At 40.5% G+C, this 18,996-nt stretch carries 26 protein-coding genes and 4 pseudogenes; 15 read left to right on the top strand and 15 right to left on the bottom strand.

From position 1 onward, the window contains the following. Positions 1–3: 3 nt before the first annotated feature. From PTE_RS14685 to PTE_RS14745, 11 genes are all read left to right on the top strand, one after another. Positions 4–825, top strand: a complete 822-nt coding sequence (locus PTE_RS14685) for a PD-(D/E)XK nuclease-like domain-containing protein (RefSeq protein ID WP_036847888.1) — start codon at positions 4–6, stop codon at positions 823–825. Continuing rightward, entirely contained in the window at positions 818–1,657 is an 840-nt protein-coding gene (locus PTE_RS14690; protein WP_036847892.1) for a hypothetical protein, read from the top strand. Before PTE_RS14685 ends, PTE_RS14690 begins: the two co-directional genes overlap by 8 nt. Continuing rightward, the gene (locus tag PTE_RS14695; RefSeq protein WP_051477414.1) at positions 1,638–1,892 is read left to right on the top strand and encodes a hypothetical protein; all 255 of its coding nucleotides are present in this window, start codon (positions 1,638–1,640) and stop codon (positions 1,890–1,892) included. Before PTE_RS14690 ends, PTE_RS14695 begins: the two co-directional genes overlap by 20 nt. After that, positions 1,876–2,727, top strand: a complete 852-nt coding sequence (locus PTE_RS14700; protein WP_036847895.1) for a phosphoadenosine phosphosulfate reductase domain-containing protein — start codon at positions 1,876–1,878, stop codon at positions 2,725–2,727. Before PTE_RS14695 ends, PTE_RS14700 begins: the two co-directional genes overlap by 17 nt. 30 nt (positions 2,728–2,757) lie before the next feature. Further along, positions 2,758–3,114 carry a hypothetical protein gene (locus PTE_RS14705; protein WP_036847898.1) on the top strand — a complete coding sequence of 119 codons (357 nt, stop codon included), beginning with the start codon at positions 2,758–2,760 and terminating at the stop codon, positions 3,112–3,114. Positions 3,115–3,124: 10 nt separating this feature from the next. Then, positions 3,125–3,565, top strand: a complete 441-nt coding sequence (locus tag PTE_RS14710; protein ID WP_036847901.1) for a zinc-finger-containing protein — start codon at positions 3,125–3,127, stop codon at positions 3,563–3,565. A 5-nt stretch (positions 3,566–3,570) separates the two neighbouring features. Next, entirely contained in the window at positions 3,571–3,867 is a 297-nt protein-coding gene (locus PTE_RS14715) for a hypothetical protein (RefSeq protein ID WP_036847903.1), read from the top strand. Positions 3,868–4,081: 214 nt separating this feature from the next. Then, positions 4,082–4,633, top strand: a complete 552-nt coding sequence (locus PTE_RS14725) for a phage N-6-adenine-methyltransferase (RefSeq protein ID WP_036847909.1) — start codon at positions 4,082–4,084, stop codon at positions 4,631–4,633. Further along, positions 4,620–4,865, top strand: coding sequence for a hypothetical protein (locus PTE_RS14730; protein ID WP_036847911.1), 246 nt, complete (start codon positions 4,620–4,622; stop codon positions 4,863–4,865). The genes PTE_RS14725 and PTE_RS14730 overlap by 14 nt, the downstream gene beginning before the upstream one ends. A 220-nt stretch (positions 4,866–5,085) precedes the next feature. Continuing rightward, positions 5,086–5,313, top strand: a complete 228-nt coding sequence (locus tag PTE_RS14740) for a DUF4224 domain-containing protein (protein ID WP_036847914.1) — start codon at positions 5,086–5,088, stop codon at positions 5,311–5,313. Continuing rightward, entirely contained in the window at positions 5,313–6,329 is a 1,017-nt protein-coding gene (locus PTE_RS14745) for a tyrosine-type recombinase/integrase (RefSeq protein WP_036847916.1), read from the top strand. Before PTE_RS14740 ends, PTE_RS14745 begins: the two co-directional genes overlap by 1 nt. A gap of 212 nt (positions 6,330–6,541) precedes the next feature. On the opposite strand, the gene PTE_RS14750 is transcribed toward PTE_RS14745, so the two are convergent. The 6 genes and pseudogenes from PTE_RS14750 to PTE_RS27310 form a co-directional block, all read right to left on the bottom strand. Then, complete coding sequence (locus PTE_RS14750; RefSeq protein WP_036847919.1) at positions 6,542–6,790, bottom strand: hypothetical protein; 249 nt, start codon at positions 6,788–6,790, stop codon at positions 6,542–6,544. 20 nt (positions 6,791–6,810) lie between these two features. Next, positions 6,811–7,017, bottom strand: a complete 207-nt coding sequence (locus PTE_RS23885) for an ogr/Delta-like zinc finger family protein (protein WP_071992988.1) — start codon at positions 7,015–7,017, stop codon at positions 6,811–6,813. Positions 7,018–7,232: 215 nt separating this feature from the next. Further along, positions 7,233–7,379: pseudogene (locus tag PTE_RS14755) on the bottom strand (DNA circularization N-terminal domain-containing protein); the annotation flags it as partial. 81 nt (positions 7,380–7,460) lie between these two features. Continuing rightward, positions 7,461–8,186: a hypothetical protein gene (locus tag PTE_RS14760; RefSeq protein WP_036847923.1), complete on the bottom strand. Its 726-nt coding sequence runs from the start codon at positions 8,184–8,186 to the stop codon at positions 7,461–7,463. Between the two features lie 18 nt (positions 8,187–8,204). Then, a complete protein-coding gene (locus tag PTE_RS14765) occupies positions 8,205–8,555 on the bottom strand; it encodes a hypothetical protein (protein WP_036847925.1) in 351 nt (116 codons plus the stop codon). A gap of 146 nt (positions 8,556–8,701) precedes the next feature. Continuing rightward, positions 8,702–8,932, bottom strand: coding sequence for a CII family transcriptional regulator (locus PTE_RS27310; RefSeq protein ID WP_081738249.1), 231 nt, complete (start codon positions 8,930–8,932; stop codon positions 8,702–8,704). Here PTE_RS27310 and PTE_RS14770 point away from each other — a divergent pair. The 4 genes and pseudogenes from PTE_RS14770 to PTE_RS14780 all read left to right on the top strand — a co-directional run. After that, positions 8,898–9,095, top strand: a pseudogene (locus PTE_RS14770) (S24 family peptidase); the annotation flags it as partial. The gene PTE_RS27310 and the pseudogene PTE_RS14770 overlap by 35 nt on opposite strands. A 9-nt stretch (positions 9,096–9,104) precedes the next feature. Further along, positions 9,105–10,256, top strand: a complete 1,152-nt coding sequence (locus PTE_RS14775; RefSeq protein ID WP_036847927.1) for a type I restriction endonuclease — start codon at positions 9,105–9,107, stop codon at positions 10,254–10,256. A gap of 233 nt (positions 10,257–10,489) precedes the next feature. After that, positions 10,490–10,768, top strand: a complete 279-nt coding sequence (locus PTE_RS27450) for a transcriptional antitermination N peptide (protein WP_479687515.1) — start codon at positions 10,490–10,492, stop codon at positions 10,766–10,768. A gap of 29 nt (positions 10,769–10,797) precedes the next feature. Continuing rightward, positions 10,798–11,088: a hypothetical protein gene (locus tag PTE_RS14780; protein ID WP_036847929.1), complete on the top strand. Its 291-nt coding sequence runs from the start codon at positions 10,798–10,800 to the stop codon at positions 11,086–11,088. A 30-nt stretch (positions 11,089–11,118) separates the two neighbouring features. On the opposite strand, the pseudogene PTE_RS14785 reads toward PTE_RS14780, so the two are convergent. From PTE_RS14785 to PTE_RS14825, 9 genes and pseudogenes are all read right to left on the bottom strand, one after another. Then, positions 11,119–11,494 (bottom strand): annotated as a pseudogene (locus PTE_RS14785) (IS5 family transposase); the annotation flags it as partial. 664 nt (positions 11,495–12,158) lie between these two features. Beyond that, a complete protein-coding gene (locus tag PTE_RS14790) occupies positions 12,159–12,755 on the bottom strand; it encodes a tail fiber assembly protein (RefSeq protein WP_036847931.1) in 597 nt (198 codons plus the stop codon). Then, a pseudogene (locus PTE_RS14795) lies at positions 12,755–13,231 on the bottom strand (phage tail protein); the annotation flags it as partial. The pseudogene PTE_RS14795 and the gene PTE_RS14790, both read right to left, overlap by 1 nt. Positions 13,232–13,254: 23 nt before the next feature. After that, entirely contained in the window at positions 13,255–13,521 is a 267-nt protein-coding gene (locus tag PTE_RS14800) for a hypothetical protein (protein WP_036847935.1), read from the bottom strand. A gap of 422 nt (positions 13,522–13,943) precedes the next feature. Continuing rightward, positions 13,944–14,594 carry a DUF4431 domain-containing protein gene (locus PTE_RS14805; RefSeq protein WP_036847936.1) on the bottom strand — a complete coding sequence of 217 codons (651 nt, stop codon included), beginning with the start codon at positions 14,592–14,594 and terminating at the stop codon, positions 13,944–13,946. Between the two features lie 798 nt (positions 14,595–15,392). Next, positions 15,393–16,244, bottom strand: coding sequence for a 3-hydroxyacyl-CoA dehydrogenase family protein (locus PTE_RS14810; RefSeq protein ID WP_036847937.1), 852 nt, complete (start codon positions 16,242–16,244; stop codon positions 15,393–15,395). A 70-nt stretch (positions 16,245–16,314) separates the two neighbouring features. Then, positions 16,315–16,995, bottom strand: a complete 681-nt coding sequence (locus PTE_RS14815; RefSeq protein WP_241826073.1) for a GNAT family N-acetyltransferase — start codon at positions 16,993–16,995, stop codon at positions 16,315–16,317. Between the two features lie 53 nt (positions 16,996–17,048). After that, positions 17,049–17,879, bottom strand: coding sequence for a thioesterase II family protein (locus PTE_RS14820; RefSeq protein ID WP_036847940.1), 831 nt, complete (start codon positions 17,877–17,879; stop codon positions 17,049–17,051). Then, the gene (locus PTE_RS14825; RefSeq protein WP_051477416.1) at positions 17,872–18,987 is read right to left on the bottom strand and encodes a cupin-like domain-containing protein; all 1,116 of its coding nucleotides are present in this window, start codon (positions 18,985–18,987) and stop codon (positions 17,872–17,874) included. The genes PTE_RS14820 and PTE_RS14825 overlap by 8 nt, the downstream gene beginning before the upstream one ends. Positions 18,988–18,996: the final 9 nt, after the last annotated feature.

Consider the following 18,996-nt stretch of genomic DNA (forward strand, 5'->3'; position numbering starts at 1 on the left):
ACGATGAAACCCGGTATTTATTATGACATATCGAATGAAGATTATCATCTTGGACCCGGAGTCAGTAAATCACAGTTGGATGTGATCGCAAAAGAGGCGGCGCTTTTATTGTGGGACAATGACGCTCCCGAAGATGAAGAGAAAAAGGATGCGCTTAATATGGGAACGGCTCTTCATTGTTTATTGTTAGAACCCGACGAGTTCAATAATCGATTTATCGAAGCGCCGAAGTTTAGTCGTCGAACTAACGCAGGGAAAGAAGAGGAAAAGGAATTTCTTGAAAAGTGCTCCGGCTCGGGGAAAACAGTCATGGACTATGAACAGCATCGGAAGCTGAAAATAATGCGTGATAGTGTCATGGCTCATCCGGGAGCCAGGCTTCTTTTGGAAGCAGATGGATATTGTGAATCATCAATTTACTGGAATGACACCAAAACAGAGGAGTTATGCAGGATTAGGCCGGATAAGCTAATACCCGACAAAGATATCATTCTTGATGTTAAAAAAGTTTCGGATATCGATAGATTTCCCACCCATATCGAAGAATTTCGCTATCACGTACAGGATGCAATGTATAGCGAAGGATATCGGCAGTATACAAATGGAACTATTCCCACATTTTGCTTTTTGGCGGTCAGTGAATCTATCGACTGCGGTAAATATCCAGTTCGCTTGTTTGTATTGGATCAATACGACAGGGAAGTTGGCTTCAATCTATTTCGAAGAGATTTAGATGTATATCACAAATGCCACTCAACGGGTAACTGGGGGCTGGGATTTGAAAAAATTCAACGCCCAATCTGGGCGAGGAGAAGAGATGAATAATAGTGTTATTAACCCGTTTAGCTCAAGTGCACAACATACGCAACAAGCAAATGGAATGGTTGCAGTTGAGCAACAAAGAGCCATACAAGAAGTTCAAGCCGCGATGGTGATCGCAAAGAAATTCCCCCGCGACCCAATTGTTGCAATGGACAGAATTTTGCAAGCATGTACACGACCCACTCTTGCGGAAAGTGCCTTGTATTCTTACTCAAGAGGCGGCGCTGAAGTGACAGGACCAAGCATCAGGTTAGCTGAGGCCGTTGCTCAAAACTGGGGAAATATACAGTTTGGTATACGCGAGCTTGAGCAAAAAAACGGTGAATCGTCTGTTGAAGCGTTTGCGTGGGATATTGAAACAAACACACGTCAAGTTAAGACCTTTACTGTTCCGCATGTTCGATTTACGCGACAGGGAAAGAAAAAGCTGGAAGATCCACGCGATATCTACGAAATTGTGGCAAACCAAGGATCAAGGCGTTTGCGGGCGTGTATTTTGGGTGTAATACCCGGTGATGTTATCGAAGCCGCAGTTAATCAGTGTGACGTGACACTCAGAAGCAACGCTGATACATCCCCTGATGCCATCAAGAAAATGGTCTCAGTGTTTAAAGATGAATTTGGCGTTACAAGTGAACAAATTCAGAAGCGCATACAGTGCCGTGTTGAAGCTATGCGCCCCGCTCAAATGGTCCAGATGAAGAAAATCTATGCAAGCTTGCGTGATGGCATGTCAAGTATAGATGACTGGTTTGAAAAACCTGAAACAACTCAAAATAAAGTTGATGAACTAAATAATATGGGGAATCCGACCAATGAAAGAGGAACCGAATAAGTATACTGGCAAACCATGCCCATTCGGGCATACGTTGAGATACATGGCAAACGGGAATTGTGTTGAATGTCAGATTGCCGGTCAAAAGAAATCGAAAAATAAAGCTCAAAAGCCCAAGCGAGAAAGTAAAAATAAAGTCAATCCCGATGATTTTACTCATAAAGTATTTGTTCTTGGAAATCCTGAAAGAGTGAATAAATTATTAATAGGATATAACAATGATCAATGTCGTTAGTTTTTCAGGCGGCAGAACATCGGCTTATCTCGTGTATTTAATTGAACAACGACGAAAAGCTGGCGAAGATGTCCGCTATATTTTTATGGATACCGGAGCTGAACATCCTCTGACATATAAGTTCGTCAGAGAAATAGTTAAATTCTGGGATATTCCGTTAGTCATATTGCAAGCTGACATGAACCCAAATCTGGGTTCATCTAATAGCTATACTGTCTGGGAACCGAAAGATATTCAAACGCGAATGCCGGTGCTAAAGCCATTTCGAGACATGGTAAAAAAATATGGCACACCTTACATCGGCGGCGCATTCTGTACAGACAGACTGAAATTAAGGCCGTTTCGTGATTATTGCAATGACAATTTCGGAAAAGGAAATTATCACACGTGGATTGGTATTCGTGCAGATGAGCCGAAAAGATTAACTCGCAAGGATGGAGTAAGTTATTTAGCTGATATCTCGGATTTTGATAAACAGGATATTATGAACTGGTGGAGTCAGCAACCGTTCGATCTGCAAATACCAGAACATTTAGGTAATTGCGTGTTTTGTATTAAAAAGAGCAGCAAAAAAATTGGACTGGCGTGTCAAGATGAGCCGGGCTTAAAAAGAGTATTCGAATTGACTTGTATTACAGGAAAGCATGTTAGAGACGGCCATCGGAAAACATCAAAAGAAATTATGTACAGAGGTAATATGTCACTTGACGGAATAGCAAGAATGTATTCGAATGCAGATTATCAAAATCTATATCAAGAGATGATCAGAGCAAAAAGATTCGATACCGGTTCTTGCTCTGAATCATGTGAAATATTTCAACTAGACCTATTTTAACCCCACCCTATTAATCAATAAGAGGCAATAATGACTGAATCTCAAATAAATATTATTTTATCCCGAAAAGCAATTCCAACAGATATTTTTCCAAATGAAGAACTCGAGCACTATTTCGCGAGAAAGTACAGAGCAAAAGTGAAAGAGTTTATCGAATTAGCAAATGAAACTCATAAACTAGCACAAGAAAGCAGGAGATTAAAGAAACGACTAGCTAAAGTCAATCGCCGCAATAAATATCTAAAAAAAGTTCTATTTGCCGGCGCATTTGTTACGAAGGGCATTGTTCATAAATACGCTCTCAATGTTGGTACAGAAACACATGCAAATGAATTTATCGATGAGGCTGAAAAATTAACGGGTAAAAAATTACCGAAGTTTATTTAATGAGGTGAATATGACTCAGAAAACGCCGTGGAATCCCAGTCAACGAGCAATTCAACGTGTTAAAGACCCGTTACCAATTCCTGTAAGATGTCGATACTGCTGCGGTCACATAACAATAGCTCATCATGAAAATGTATTCGGCAAAAGTTATAGCAAATGGCCGTGGCTATATATATGTACATCGTGTGGGGCATATGTTGGCATGCATCCATTTACAGATATTCCACTCGGCACATTAGCAGATAAAGCAACTCGTAATGCAAGACTAAGCAGTAAAAGATATTTTGAAGAAATATGGCAATCAGGGAAATTGACGCGAACGGATGCGTATAAGTGGCTGGCAAGAAAATTAGGAATTAATAAATGTGAATGTCACTTCGGCTGGTTCGATGTTGACACATGTCATAGAGCAAAAGAAATTTGTGAAAATATGATTATTAAAAAGAGGTAACTATCATGACTAAAAATACAGAGTCTTTAATATCTGCATGTCACGAGTTAGCAAGAGTAGCAAGCTGTGACGATTATTTAATTCTGAATGAAATTGCAGATAGATTAATTTCTTTGCAAAAAGAACGAGAAAACTATAAGCAGATGTTTGCTGAATCATGCATGGGTTTAGCTTCTATAGCTGATGCTGTGGGCATTAAAGAAGAAGATGACACGGGTTCACCGAATCAGGTAATTGCTGAAATCAGGAAAATTAAGGCTAATGCAATTCATGAATATGCCAATAAACTAATAGGTGAATAATGAATGATTATTTATGTCATCACTTTTATTTCATATGGAAACGAATGTTCAAGAGATATATTGTAAATGTACTTGTCTATCGTGGCATGAAATTATCCGACGCAAAACATGTAGCAGAATGTGAGATTGAATCATATTCAAAAAAGGATGGCGATTGGAAATATATTCATCCGCATGATGCGGCACAAAAAGCATTATCTTATTGGAGTGATTAATGGCAGACCTCGGAGGCAGTAATACTCCCAAAGAATTAAAAGATAAATGGCAAACCCCGATTGAGATATTCACAGCGTTAGACATAGAATTTGGTTTTTATCTCGATGCAGCAGCAGACTATGAAAATGCTCTATGTGCTCATTATCTAACGGAACGAAATAATGCACTAAATAGTGAATGGATTAGCTACGGAGCAATATATTGTAATCCGCCGTATTCTGATATATCGCCGTGGGTAATAAAGGCCGCTGAACAATGCAGGAAGCAACTACAGCCGGTTGTTATGTTAGTCCCGGCTGATACATCTGTGGGCTGGTTTAAATTAGCTATGAACTCTGTAGATGAGATTCGTATAATAACAGGTGGAAGGATTTCATTTATTAATGCTGGTAATGGAAAGGAGAAAAAAGGAAATACAAAAGGAAGCTTGCTATTAATATGGCGTCCGTTTATCAAGCCGCGCTGTATGTTCACAACAATTGACAAATCAGAGTTAGCTAGAATCGGCTCAAATATATTAAAGGAAATAAAGCATCATGAAACTTATTAGCACATTTCCGATCGAAACAAAGACTGTTGACTACTTCGGCATTCAATTAACAGTTCCGAGGCTTATAGAATGTCTCGCAACAGATAAAGACGGATTTATATATGCATATCGTGAAGCACCAAATTTGAATGACGGGGTGTGGCTTGCATCTAAATTTAGTACTTTTTGCATGCCAGTTGCGCGTGTCGATTTAGAAGATATCGACTGGAAAGAAACATTAGTTCAAGTCTGAATATGTCAGAGCAAATTTATGAGAACGGACGCAGAGCAATAGCAAAGGAATGCTTAAACGAGCTCACTCAACTATCGAAATACGATGACAAAGCAGTTACAGCTATTCTTGATAAATATACACAGCGATTCAAATTAATTATGTCTGAGCATCAGATGAGGAAGTCAACGCCGAAAGCCTGGCTTTCTCAGTATGTCAGAAATTTGCAAAAGGAATAAATATGGATGCGCAAACCGGCATTATTAGCGACACGGATATCGCAGAACTAACCGGATACAAAATTCCATCCAAACAATGCAAAGCATTAAAAGAGGCTGGAATATTTTTTGTCATCCGTCGAGACGGTAAACCAAAAACGACATGGGAACATTTCAACAATCCTCTGTCTCAAAGGGTTAGAGATTATTCTCAGTCTCCACAAGAACCCAATTTCGGAGCTTTAGACTAATGGGTAGAAAGCGTAAAAACCCGTCAGATAATTGGATGCCTCCGCGAGTTCGCCGGGGGCGATCGGCTTATGAATTTCTTGCACAAGATGGCCGAACTATTCGTTTATGTAGTTTTTCATCTACCCAAGCGGAAGTTTGGGTAGCATATGAAAAAATGCTATCTGAACAGAAAAATGAGGAAACTCTGGCAGGATTAGTTAAAGCCTTCTTCCTCTCACCTGACTTCACCGATCTAAGTGCGGAAACTCAAAAAGATTACCTCAAATATTCAAATAAATTACTGCCTGTTTTTGGAAAAATGAACCCGGATAATATTAAGCCGGAGCACATCAGAAAATATATGGACAAACGCGGGTTAAAGAGCAAGGTTCAAGCAAACAGAGAGAAAAGCTTTTTATCCAGGACATTTGGTTGGGGATATGAGCGGGGATTAGTTAAAGGAAACCCATGTAAGGGCGTGCGGCAATTTAAAGAAAAGGTGCGAGATCGGTATATTACCGATGATGAATATAACGCACTATATTCTGTTTCTCCTCCGGTTGTTAAAGTAGCGATGGAGCTTGCATATTTATGTTGCGCAAGACAGGCGGATGTTTTGGCTATGACATATGCCCAAATAAGCGACGCAGGAATATTTATTAAACAAGGTAAAACGGCGGTTGCACAAATTAAACGGTGGACAGAGCGGCTAAATAACGTTATTGAAATGAGTAAATCGTTACCACTGGCTAGCGGAATCAGTAGCATATATGTAGTTCATCAACGTAAAGGCTCCCGATATACTAGGGATGGATTTAATAGCAGATGGAGCAAAGCGCATGAAGAAGCTGTCAAAAAATTTCCGGAACTAGATTTTGATTTTACGTTTCATGATTTAAAAGCCAAAGGGATATCTGACTTGGAAGGACCATTAACAGAAAAACAAAAAATTTCAGGGCATAAGAACATTACTCAAACGGCGAGATACGACAGAAAAGTGAAAGTAGTTCCCGTCGTTGGCGGTCAAGAAAAATAGCTATTACATATGATAATTTAATGCCCGGTGACTTATAGTCCTTTCTATTTTGATCCCTTTTATCTTCACTATATTAATTATTTACGGTTTTTAACTAATTGATTTTCTTGATCGATAAAATCCATTTTTATAGTGAAAATAGAGTGTAACTATCTGATAAATCTCATTATAACACCTGATTTAAAATCCCTCGGCTGTAAGGCTGTGCGGGTTCAAGTCCCGCCCTGGGCACCATATAAAACTTGCTGATAATTCAGTGAGTTAGGGAAAAGAAAAAGCCACCGTAAGGTGGCTTTTTTTGCTTTCTGCGATGGCATGAAAATCGCAAAATGGCAGCAGATTGGCAGCACCTTGGCACCACTGTATAAATCCACACTATCTATTTCAGGCAATCTCTCCCCCTCTCGAAGCATCATCAGAAAAATATTTTTCACATAAAAAAGCACATCTGAACGAATCATGATGTACTTTTTATGATTATTTATTCAACGGATCTAATTAAAAAGACATAAGGCTCACTGATCATTAGTAGATTAATAGGATGAGGCGGAACCATCCCAATCAATGTTGGTGTAGTCACGAACCGGACAAAGGTTTCATAGCTAACGAACGTCGTACTACAATTGATATTCTGGCACTGGTTGTAACACTCTTTGGTTTGGGTTGTATGTCCAAAACTGCTGCGGATGTGGGCGGCATGACCACATAGAGAGGAATCTCATCATCGGCAAACACTTCAACAAATGGGTTGCCATAGCTGGAACTGACACTAAACATGACTACATCATATCTAAATCAGAAATCTTTACTTCCACTTCCAATTGCAGAGAAGACATTAACCCACTGTCACTTAGGGATGGGTTGATGGTCGGTGTCCAGTCTCTGCCGGGTCAATTTGAAACTTGAAGCCTGACGTCTACCGAAAACGCTTTCACCAGACACTACAGCAAATGGCACACCGCGAAACGAGGCAGGATGCAAATGCTCCGACCATTTCCAAGCCTCATCTTTCCCCAAAAATGATGAAATGGCGTCTTTAATCAATGGCATATCACCACCTATGGTTATTTTTAGATACAAAAAAAACCGCAATTAAGCGGCCAGATATGAAAAAATCTACCGAAAGCGGATTTAGCTGTATAATTTATCTTTGCTTATAATGTTAACAATATGATGGCAAGATTCTGGCGATAAAGGTCTTGGTTCCCACTTGGGTAACTCACTAACAGGCAAATCTAGGGCACTCCACGGAACAACACCATTTACACCGACGCCATGTGGAGTTAATACATCCAAGAACTTCTTTTCGATAACATCATAAATGCGAACTTCACCCAATTTAATGATACTACCAGCCCATAGAGAACCACCTGACAGACTCTGAATACTGTCGCAAATAAGATATCTATGTTTCAATAACAAAATATTATAAATGGAACTAGCCAGCCCTGCCCTCTGATAATCTATATCTATATAAACACCTTTTATTTGCTTACCAGTTTGGGTTATCTCTTTATCGACAAAATTAAAGTCGTTATATGAAACTCTTCCAACCAAAGCATCTTCTGATGATTCATGCATATCCAAAGAAAGTAATTCATCGATAATTCTCTCAGTGCTATACCCGCATTTTCTCAGACATTCTGCGTGTTCAGAGTAAAAATCAGGAGTAGAGCGTCCCATATAAATTATTTCTAAATAGTAATTGTACTCACTTCCAGTAAGAGCATATTCTATTATTTTCAATAAATCATCTTCCGGCGATAAATGATAAAACTCGTCAATAATATTCGATGAAACACAACTTGGCTTTTTGCTCAAGTCCTTTGAATATGAACTAATAAGATTGGGGGCCATCGCTATCCCTATAATAATTTAATGGGTAGTCGTTAGTTTGTAATTATCAATGAAAATCTTAACAACGGACTCAATCCGTTTCATAATGAAACTAATATCATCGCCAAATTCTGGATATTGATTTTCAGGAGAAACAAGATATTTCACCCTTTCCCTTCTGATAACCAATTCAGCAAATGGCACAATATAGAAATCATCACTTTTATTATCATCTTTAAGCGTTACAATAAACAATTGTCTGTTAGCATCCCGCCTTTCACTAAGGCGAAGGACGCAAAAAAGTTTATCTGTATTATTATCCTTGAAGGAGTCAATAACTTCTGTTGAGTGGCTAATAGTCTGTATAGATCTGGTATGTTCAGTTCTCATATAGCCCCCTAACATTATGAAATTAAAGTGAATAGATGTTTAGCAGTTATCAAATTACGATATCGCTACGGTGATAATAGTTCGATTGACCCCCTAGTTCAACAAATTTAACAACCAAAGTTGTGTTCTTGTTGTTCTGTAATGTATCAAAATGTTTCAGATTTAAGCCATCCTTGAATTAAGGTTATTCTAAGTTGCTTATGCTTTCTAATCTGACTGTCCATTAACGAACAAAAGCCCATAAGGGGCTCTGTTTGCCAGCGACTTATCTGTGATTGATGTACACCGACCGCATTTGCAACATGCTTCGGCCCGGTAATGACAATTCCCTTTCGTATTCGTGATAAAAAAATTATTGATGGAAAAGTGTATGCAATTGAACAGGATGGATTAAAACGCCTGAAATGTCTTTATAGACGCCCGAAAGGAAAAATTCTTATCAGAAGCTACAACCGTGATGAATACGAAGATGAGGTTACAGATGAGGATCAAGTGCTTATCATCGGAAGAATGTTCTGGTATTCCGTTTTAGATTACTAAGGTTATGGAATGGAAAATTTTAAGATAAAAATAAAACATCATGTTAACCACGTTAATAACGTCGGGCAACACTGCACCACCGAAGAAACAACTAAGCAGGCATTAATATTGCCTTTTTTAGATATTCTGGGGTTTAACCCGTATGATCCTCAAAAGGTTAAAGCTGAGTATGGGGCAGATTTCCCCGGCGTAAAAGCAAATGAACGAGTTGATTACGCCTTGTTCTGCCAAAGTGTTCCAGTAATGTTTATTGAGGCAAAAGGATACAGCGAAAAGCTGGATAATCACTGTCCTCAGTTATCTAGATATTTTAATTCCACTCCAGAAGTAACTATTTCGGCCATTACAAATGGAATAGAGTGGCGTTTCTTTACCGATTTAAAGCAAAAAAACGTAATGGACCCTACGCCATTCCTACGTATCAAAATGGATGAAGTTAGCGATGCAGACGTAAGCCAACTCTATCGATTTAGACACGATAAATTCAAACCAGAAGCACTAAGAACGCTCGCAGAAGAAAGCGTTTACCTATCCACCTTCACTAAAACCATTAGCACCAGCCTGAGGGATGTTGATAGTGAGTTTGTAAGGTATGTTGCCAGTAGGTCTAACGTCGAACGCCAATTAAATCAGCGTTTTATTGAATCAATCACTCCACTGGTAAAGCAAGCCGTTGAGAAATCTGTTAGCGCAATGGTTGTTTCTGGTCTCTCAAATAAACATGTTCCGATTGATGGCACTCCAGACGAAATAGAATCTCAAGAGAGCCTGCAAGAATTAGAAGAAATAGCAGATCCAGACAATCCTAATATTGTTACCACTAAGAACGAATTGACTCTATATGAAAAAGCAAAATCAATAGTTGGCGATTCTGTTGATTTGCAATATAAGGATACAGAATCTTACTTTGGCATTCTTTATCAAGGAAAATCAAACAGATGGATTATAAGGTACTTTGACAAAAAGAATAAACCTTACATCCTGATACCTATTGAAATCACTGACATCCTAACTAACGAAGTTAATAGAGCTGGGTTATCTGTTAATAACTCAAGAATATTTATCGAATCCCCAGAAGATATATTGAGGATTACAGGTATTATCCTTGATGCTTTCGAGTTCGTTAAAAACGACAATAACTTTAGAAAGAAAGCGCAATAGTTATATCAGCCACTGCCAAGCGGTGGCTTTCCCTCACTCGCTTCTTACTACCAACCTAAAACGCCTAATCGGTCACATTTCAAACTATTCACAAAAATAAATCCATTTTAAAAACAAGTAAATATAAATTTCCATGAGCATTCCTTTGTTTTAAACAAGTAATTCTTGTTTTATATAAAGTATTAGGTAGATTCACATAATAAGTGCAACATCGTTAATCTGGAAGTAAACATATTCGCCAGTCCGAAACAAAAGTTCTGGAAAACATTATTGATAAAGCTTTTGGTGTAGAAACCGAGCCGCGCAAGGTATTAACTCTCAAGCACACGCCAGAAAACGACAGTGCAAATGTCATATTCGGTCTAATCACTCAAGTTAAAGGCAACGAAGAGCAACAAGAACCAACACCAAGTTTCAATAATTGCTGTATAAGTAAAGTAGCTCTTTATTCAGCAAAACATAGAAATCATGCTAAGATTTTGGAATCAGGTGAAAAAACGGCGAGAGCTTAATTTAAAAGGATTAGTAGGGGGGTTATTAAATGGGTAAAACGATTTTCAGAACAATTAACGGCCGAGTTGTACCCATGCTAGTAGATGACGAAATTGCTGCTAATTATAATATCCAATCTCATGTAGTTACACCAAAACATCAATCCAAAGATAGAAAGTTAAGCACAAAATCATCCTTCCTAATCCCTAATGCAACATGTCAAAAGTGTGGAAAGGATGTTTTTTATTATGATAATCTCCCTACGACAAATATTTCTCCAAAAATCATCAAATTATCATCAGACAAACAAGGGAAAATGATTGCATTACATTTAAAGTAAGATCTGATTCGCACGGTATTCTGGTATTGAGCCCCCTTTTGTACGCCCCATATCCTGATTGCCGCCTTCTGCGCCTGCGGCATGGGGATGAACCTTAATGTGACTGGCATCAATCATCAACCATTCGAAATCCGGTTCAAAGATGAGCTGCTCAAGCAATCCTTCCCATATTCCTTTGTCACGCCACCGACAAAAACGGCGATGCGTATTTTTCCAGTCACCATAATCGGGCGGTAAATCTCGCCAGGGTGCACCTGTCCGTAAAATCCAGAACACGGCATTAATAAATAACCGATTATCATAAGCGATGCTCCCCAGACTCACCTTTACGTCCTGGCAGGTGAGGCTCAAGTAAACACCAAACATGATCAGAAATATCGTGACGGCGGTGTGCTGGTGTGTTCATGGTTAAGTAATCCATTCATGTAATATGGGGTTATTATTACATGAATTTATTTATGACGACACTATCTAAGAATCAAGAAAAAATAATTCTTGAATTTAACCAAGATAAATCATTAGCATTAAATGTTAATTTAATTAGCAACTCTAATGCTGCAATATGCAACTTTTCGAGTTAGCTCAATATGAAAAAAAAACGATTAGCGAAAGTGATTAGTTAATAGCAATGTATTATTTTTAGGACATTAACGCTAATCTTCATGAGGTAATTATGTTTAAGATTCATTGTGATTTTTTTATAACTATCTCAACTAAAGACGGGAACATAATTGAAATAGATAACATCAAACAAGGATGTTATTATACAGGAAAATACAGAAGATGTATTTAACTCAACAACTTCTTGCTTCAATGAAATAAAGAAATATTTCGATATCCGGGGATATAAAATCGAGGACTTATAAAATGAATATTCATCAACATCAGGGGGAAAATAAAGAAACGGAACTCTATAATAAAATTGGCTATTCAAATAAAGAAATTATCGAGCACAGGAAAATTGAATATAAGCGCTCTATCCAAGGATTAGAGAAAAGCTACCTTTAGGTAGCTTTTTATGGCACAAATCACATTTCACTATAATTCTACCTCATCCTATTTACCTTTCCTTACTCCGGCACCTCCGGCCACTCAACATCGGGAGCCTGTGAAATATCTACCCTGCTCAGTAATACCCGGTATTTCTTCCATGCCAATAAAGCGATTTCTTCGGCCTCTGTCGCGATTTCCAGGTCAACAGAGTCTTGAAGTAACGATAGTGTTTCATTCGCTTGTCGTAACAGTGTTGCTTTCTGCTGTTTGTCCTCTTCGATTTGATGGGATTTCAGTAGGTCTTTATCAACTACCCACTCTTGACCATCCCACTTATCGTAATCGGTGACGGGTTTTTTGAAAGTCAGGGTTTCGGGTAGCTCACCTATTTCAGTAACTTCCTGCGGTAAACGTGTCTCCATGTTATAAGCTGCTTTTCCACGGTAATCGGGTACAATCATCCAATTACTTAAATCAGATGAACGGCAGGCAACATATCCCTCTTGGGTATCAGGTGGTGCATCTGTGCAAGAATTAGCAGGAAGACCGACACCAACAGGAAGATACTCATCAGTACTGTTTAAATACTCTAGCGTAATCGCATCGTAATTAAACACAATGATACTTCCGGTACTGATAGCAATATTATTTTTATCCAGTACAGCCTTATTCATCAGGCAATCCTCACAATGTAATTAAATGCTACGTTTCGCGGACGTGTTTCTGTTCCTGTTGAAGCAGCAACCGCATTATCCATATAACCGAAACCACCCGATCCCATTCCAATAGCAATGCCCAGTCCGCGAGAATCAATTCCGTAGTTAACGCCTTGGTAGACACTATTGAGAATACGGCTTGGTGTACCCAAACCCTCGGCTCCAGCATTTGAGTTGGACCACATCCGGCCAATCCTGTGACTATGTGGAGCAATATCTGCCAATTGATTGGAAAGTAGATATCGATTAACGTCCACCCCGCGCCCATCATCCCAACCACGAATAAATTCACCCCGTAAATCGGGTAATATGCCACTAGGATAAGCTTCCGCTAATTTTGGATATAAAAATTTATCAAAGATCGCTCCATTACATTTCGCCCACCCATTTGGTGGTATGTTAGTCGGCCAAGGAAGTGGTATTCCTACCGGGATCTCTTCAAGTACAGATATGTTCATTATGCTACCCTTACAATATAGTTAAATGCCATGTTTCGTGGTCTTGACACTCCTATAAAATTAGAATCCGCTGACCATTCTGTTCCAGTTGGATAATTTACAGCGTTTACTGAAAGATCGGGCAATGACCACGGAATAGGAGAACCCACAAGTATATTAATTTCTTCACGTAATGAATTTATTATTTTTTGAACAAGCTTTTGTGTAACCGCCAATGTGTCGTTATTGCCCAAATTTAATTGATCAATGAGTTTGGCTATCTTCATATTTTCCTTGACTCATGACATTAGTATTATCATTAATATATAAAGCCTTAAAATTATTTTCCTGCTCATATACTCCTCTTAAATTAAATGATTTTATCATGTAATAAACATATTAAGTTATTATAAAAACACTCCCTATTCAATTCACACCAATCAAAGTCTAGTTCAGAAAAAGAATAATGCGGCATTCCTATTTCTTATAAGGTTAACTGTTTTATATAATTGACAGAAATAAGTATTTCAATATTTCGGAATAGAAAATATATTCAAAATTTACATTTAACATCTGAAAATATTTTTCCTTTCATCCTTTCCCGCAATTCAATAAATATCTATCATCAACTTCAATGGGTAAAAAATAAGCCCCATAGAGGCTTTATTTAATATTATTCAACAAAACTTCCTGCGTTACTACCTCTAGATTATTTAGCAGCTTCAATCCGCTGGGTTTCGAGCATGATTGGTGTATGGTGATGTCCGGAAATCGCATACATAATAGTTCCAGTTACGCTCACACGGCGCCCGACAAGGCTTCGATACTCGTTATAAAATTCAGACTGGACTACCAGTTGCATAAAGTTACGATCCCCCCATTCTGGTGCACCCTTAGCGCATCCTATCGCCTTATCCGGTTGCAGCACCCAATAAGTCTCTGGGTCATCCCCGTTTTCCACACTTTCGTAATTTGGTGGGCCAGGATAGGTGATCCTTAGTAACGTGCCATCAAGAGTTATTTTTTGCCCTTCTTCATGGCAGTTCTCTGTTGTTTTACTCGCTGCAATTCTTCTGTACATTTCAGATGACCGTTGATACCAATTCTGAAGACATTCAACCGTTGTGCATTTCTCACGAAGTTTCCAATTTTGTTTTGCCAACGCTTTAAAGTCTGCATTGTTGGCTGTAGCCAATTTCGCCTGAAGGTAATCAATATACAGGCTATCGTCAGCTTGGGATAATGTGGTGGTCGAACAGATTAGCTTTTCAGCCTGACTGGCCGCTTTTGTACAGTCAAAGCTGGCAGAATTGGCAGCAAAAGACACCAGAAACAAAACAACAGCAACCTTCTTTAACATCCTTTACTCCTTAATCAATTACGCTTAATTTCTTATAATTCACTAATCATTTTATCTTGCTTATCTACTATTTCTTTCAGCATTGCTATTTGTCTTTCCGCTTGCGATGCTTTTCTGACAAGATACACGAAGATCTAACGGGATTTAGCCGAATCACCGGATTTATTCAACAGGCAATTTGTCAAAACTATATTAACTCCATCATCCAGAGATTTTCTCATCAGAAGTACATTGACTCCGTATTGCTCAGTCGCCATTACTATAGACATTGATTTCTTACCAGCCATAACATAACTGATCATCAGGGAATTCTTTTCTTTTAACGGAGCAGAGAACTCAAAGGTATTATTTACATCTGGAATATCAATTTTTATTTTTTTCTGAGAGCCGTCTCCGAATATATTTAATATTGCATTCCCTATAATTGGCTGATTATTTAACTCATTAAATGCCCCCCGCCGTCAGGAGCACTTCTTACCTTGCAAGAATATTCACCATCTACAATAGAGATGTTCATATTCTTATCTCTTTTGGCACCATTATTAGCAAATGCAAAAAATGGCAGTAAAATCAATAATATTAATTTCCTCATAATACATTTACACTCCAATTTTTTTATTTCTAACCATTCAAAACTATTTAAATAATGTTAGACACTAACCCATACATAAGAGTTCACTTCACAGAGGCGGTTAATGTGAGATGCGACAAAAAAGCCACCAAATCAGGTGGCTTGTTGTTATTAACATATACACTACGTATTTAAAGTGATTATCTGATCCGCAAAGGATCTAATATTTAATAAGTGTAAAAGCCCCTGCCGGATTTACGTCCCAAATGACCTGCATCGACCATTGTCCGCATCAGTGGGCAAACCCGGTATTTTGAATCCTGAAACATCTGGTAGAGCACATCGAGGGAATTTACCACCGTGTCAATGCCAATCAAGTCTGCCGTTTCGAGCGGCCCCATTTTATGGCCGAAGCATTCTTTAAATATGGCGTCCACGTCCGCGGGTTGAGCTACGCCGTCCTGTATGGTGAAAGCGGCTTCATTCATAAATAAATGGGAAATCCGGTTGGAGACAAAACCGGGGCCGTCTTTCACCACAACAGCTTTTTTAGCCAACATACCCAGGATCTCCAGGCATCGATCTTTGGTTTGTTCGGAAGTGTTAAGGCCGACGATAACCTCTACGGTATGCTTAAGATAAACCGGATTCATAAAATGCACGCCAATCACCTGAGAGGGCGTTTTATGGAACGAACCCAGTTTAGTGATAGGAATGCAGGAAGTGTTCGCCGCCAGCACTGCATCGAACGCGATAAACTCAGACATTCGCGCATATAACGACTGTTTAAGCGCTATATTTTCCGTGATGTTTTCCACCACAAATGCACAATCGGACACGGCTTGCAAATCCTGCGACCAGATGATGTTGGACAGTATCTCCTCAGGTGTTTTTCCTTTGGCGAGCGGGCTGAATAAGGGGGCGTAGCCGGCAGTTTCCGTGATGCGCGCCCTGCTCTGTTCGCAAGAGAGCGCGTCTTTTTCAATAACAACCACATCATGCCCCTTCAGAGCACAATCGAAAGCAAGACTGGAACCAATATTTCCGCCGCCAACCACGGCTATTTTAAGTTTTGACATAGTGACTACTTTCTTATTGAGTTTTAACAGGTTTCTATTTCAGGTTCACTTCTTGGATTACAACCATCGCTCAATCAGTGGAATCGGGAGAGATCACTTCCCACTTGCCAAATAGCGTTAAACCCGCCGCTTTAGCCAGCGACACAGACGTCTGATTATCAAGCTGACATCGGTACTGAGGTTCATATCCCTGATCACAGGCGTACTTGCTGATTGAACGTACTACTTTGCGAGCGTGACCTTTTCCTCTAAAGGGCGTTAGAGTCAGTACGCCGAGATCTGCAATTGGCGCATTCTCCCAAGGATACATGCTGGCGGCGCTGACCAGACGTTTTTGCTCAAAAGAACCGAACACTGCCCAGTGATCCAATTCCACATAAGCGTCGTCCAAGTCTTGTTCCGAAGCGGAGGACTGGAACTCGGAGAAAACCGCATCATCTTGCTCTGTTAACCGACGCAAGACACCTTCTAGGTTTTCTTGCAGCAATACGTTCTTATCCGCTTCTGAAAAATAAAAAAGATAGTCTGCACCATGCAGAGTGACTCCCGCTTCATTCAATTTCCGGCGAAACATCGACTCAGACAGATCTTGTCGCTGATACAGGCTTAACTTATCGGCCAGCGCCGGTGTCAGGACCGCCATAATCCGGCCATCGGAAGTTTCCAGCACCATGACCCGACGGTCTTCTCTCAGTTCAGGGTTGATAACAACAGTAAAGACTTCATCACGATAAAGAACGTCTCCGTTCAAAAATGGTGTCCGCCAGAAGTCAGTTATCGTTTGTGAAAATAAAGACATATTTCTTACTCGGCTTGGTTAGAATCATTAAGCACACAATCGCGCTCAGTTAAAGAACCGTGGGAAAGACGAACGGAAGTTTGTTCTGCCAACTCTCTGGCTCGTTCTTCGATCCATGGGATCACTTCATCATGGGTAAACAGGTAAAAATGTCCTCCTGTGAAAATTTTTTGCGTCACCGGCACAGTAAATACCCGATTCCATTCCGCCAGCCGGGAAACAGGAACACGACGGTCCTGATCACCTCCCACCAAATGAGCCTGGACATTTAACGCCGGCTTAGGCAACCTGGACAGAGACGCCAGCAAACGCAAATCATTTCGCATTACGCTAATCACATATTGTCGCCACTCAGGATCAGCCAGAATCTCTGAGGGCGTTCCCTCATACTGTTCAAGCAGGTGCAATATATCGGCATCCGACAACGCGTCATGCAGCTCACTCCCCAAGACGTCAGGCTCGACAAAGCTACGCGCGGAAATAATGAGGCTAAGCTTCTTTCCAGGCGCTTCGCGCTCAAGTCTATACGCAGTCTGATAGGCAAGCTCCGCGCCCAAACTGTGTCCGCACAACAGCAAGGGTTTATCCTCTCCTAATCCCAAATGTTTTATCGCAGCAAGGATATCGGACAGCACAGTTTCAACGTCCGACTGGAAAGGCTCGGAAATGCGTGCGCCTCTGCCCGCCAGTTCCAGACAATAGGCTTCAATCAATCCGGATAGCTTGTGAGCCAATTGCAGATAAGGGTAACTGGAACCACCTGCATGGTGTAAAAACACCAGCTGAACTTCGGCCTCCGGTCTTTTAATCGCAGGAAATAAAACTGAATTAGACAAGGTTAAGCCCTTTAGTTGTGTTGATGGGGAATGGGTTGCGCTGGTGAATGAGAGCGAACTCCGGAACGGCAGCAATTGGCGCGCTGGCTATCCATCCAGAGCCGCGCTCGCTTTTGAAATTGAAGTAATCCCGGTATTCCGGGTTGGTGACAAAGTTATAAGTCAAAGAAATGCTGGGCGATAAGGTATGCACCTCATGAGCGAGTCCTTTGGGTATCAGCATGATCTCACCCGGCAACAAATCGAATCGCCATATTCGATCTTCACTGTGAGGTTGGCCTCTCTGATTTTCCCCACCAGCGGGTTGTGATGAAGCAGCACGGCCCTCGGCAGCGTTTCTGACCGCATCTTCAAGCGAGGCGGAAAAGATCCAGCCCGCTTTTTTGCCCTCTACTTGGCACAACACCGCATTGGTCCGCATACCATCGACGTGTAAACGGGTGCAAGCTCCCGGTGCGGAAAAGTAGAGTCCCCAATCCTGGCACATCCGTTTGTTGGGATGCAGAGACCCCACCTGAACCCAAGGGATCTTATAACCGCCATCCGGCAGGAAATAAGGTCTGCGCCAATGTTCCTGAATATGTTGAAATGCTAGGAAACTGAACGAGTTAGTATTCACCCAATTGCCAAATCCCCAAGTGAGCAGCAGGTGTTTAAAAAACGAGTCGTAGGTGTATCGCAAATAATCATGGTCATTCCCCATCTCACCCAGTTCAACGGCAGGCAATGAAGCGATCTCCCGCAGGTAGGTTCGCAGCTCGACACACTTTTTCGGTTTGAATCCGGCATCCTGCAACTGCACGGACATATCGCCAAACTGCTGGCAAAAGTAGTCAAAACTCCAAATCTGCTGCGCTCGCCAGTCTCTTAAACCATCGGCGATAATAACCGGCTCGTTTTTCATCAAGTAGCGTTCGCTGAACTCGGTGATGGAAATATCCGAGACTTTCTCCACGTTGCGGTATTCGGCCGCCTCAAGGCGTGCCAGCGCGTCGTTGCTTCCAGTTTCCCGTTGCCCCCCCTGTCTGCGCCGATAAATGCTCACTTCTTCGAACGTCCACATCGCGATATCGCCGAGCGCATTCCATGTATTGCCGAAAAAACTCATGTTTCACCC

Origin of the sequence: Photorhabdus khanii NC19 (genome assembly GCF_000517265.1) — a bacterium.
In the GTDB taxonomy this organism is placed as follows: domain Bacteria; phylum Pseudomonadota; class Gammaproteobacteria; order Enterobacterales; family Enterobacteriaceae; genus Photorhabdus; species Photorhabdus khanii.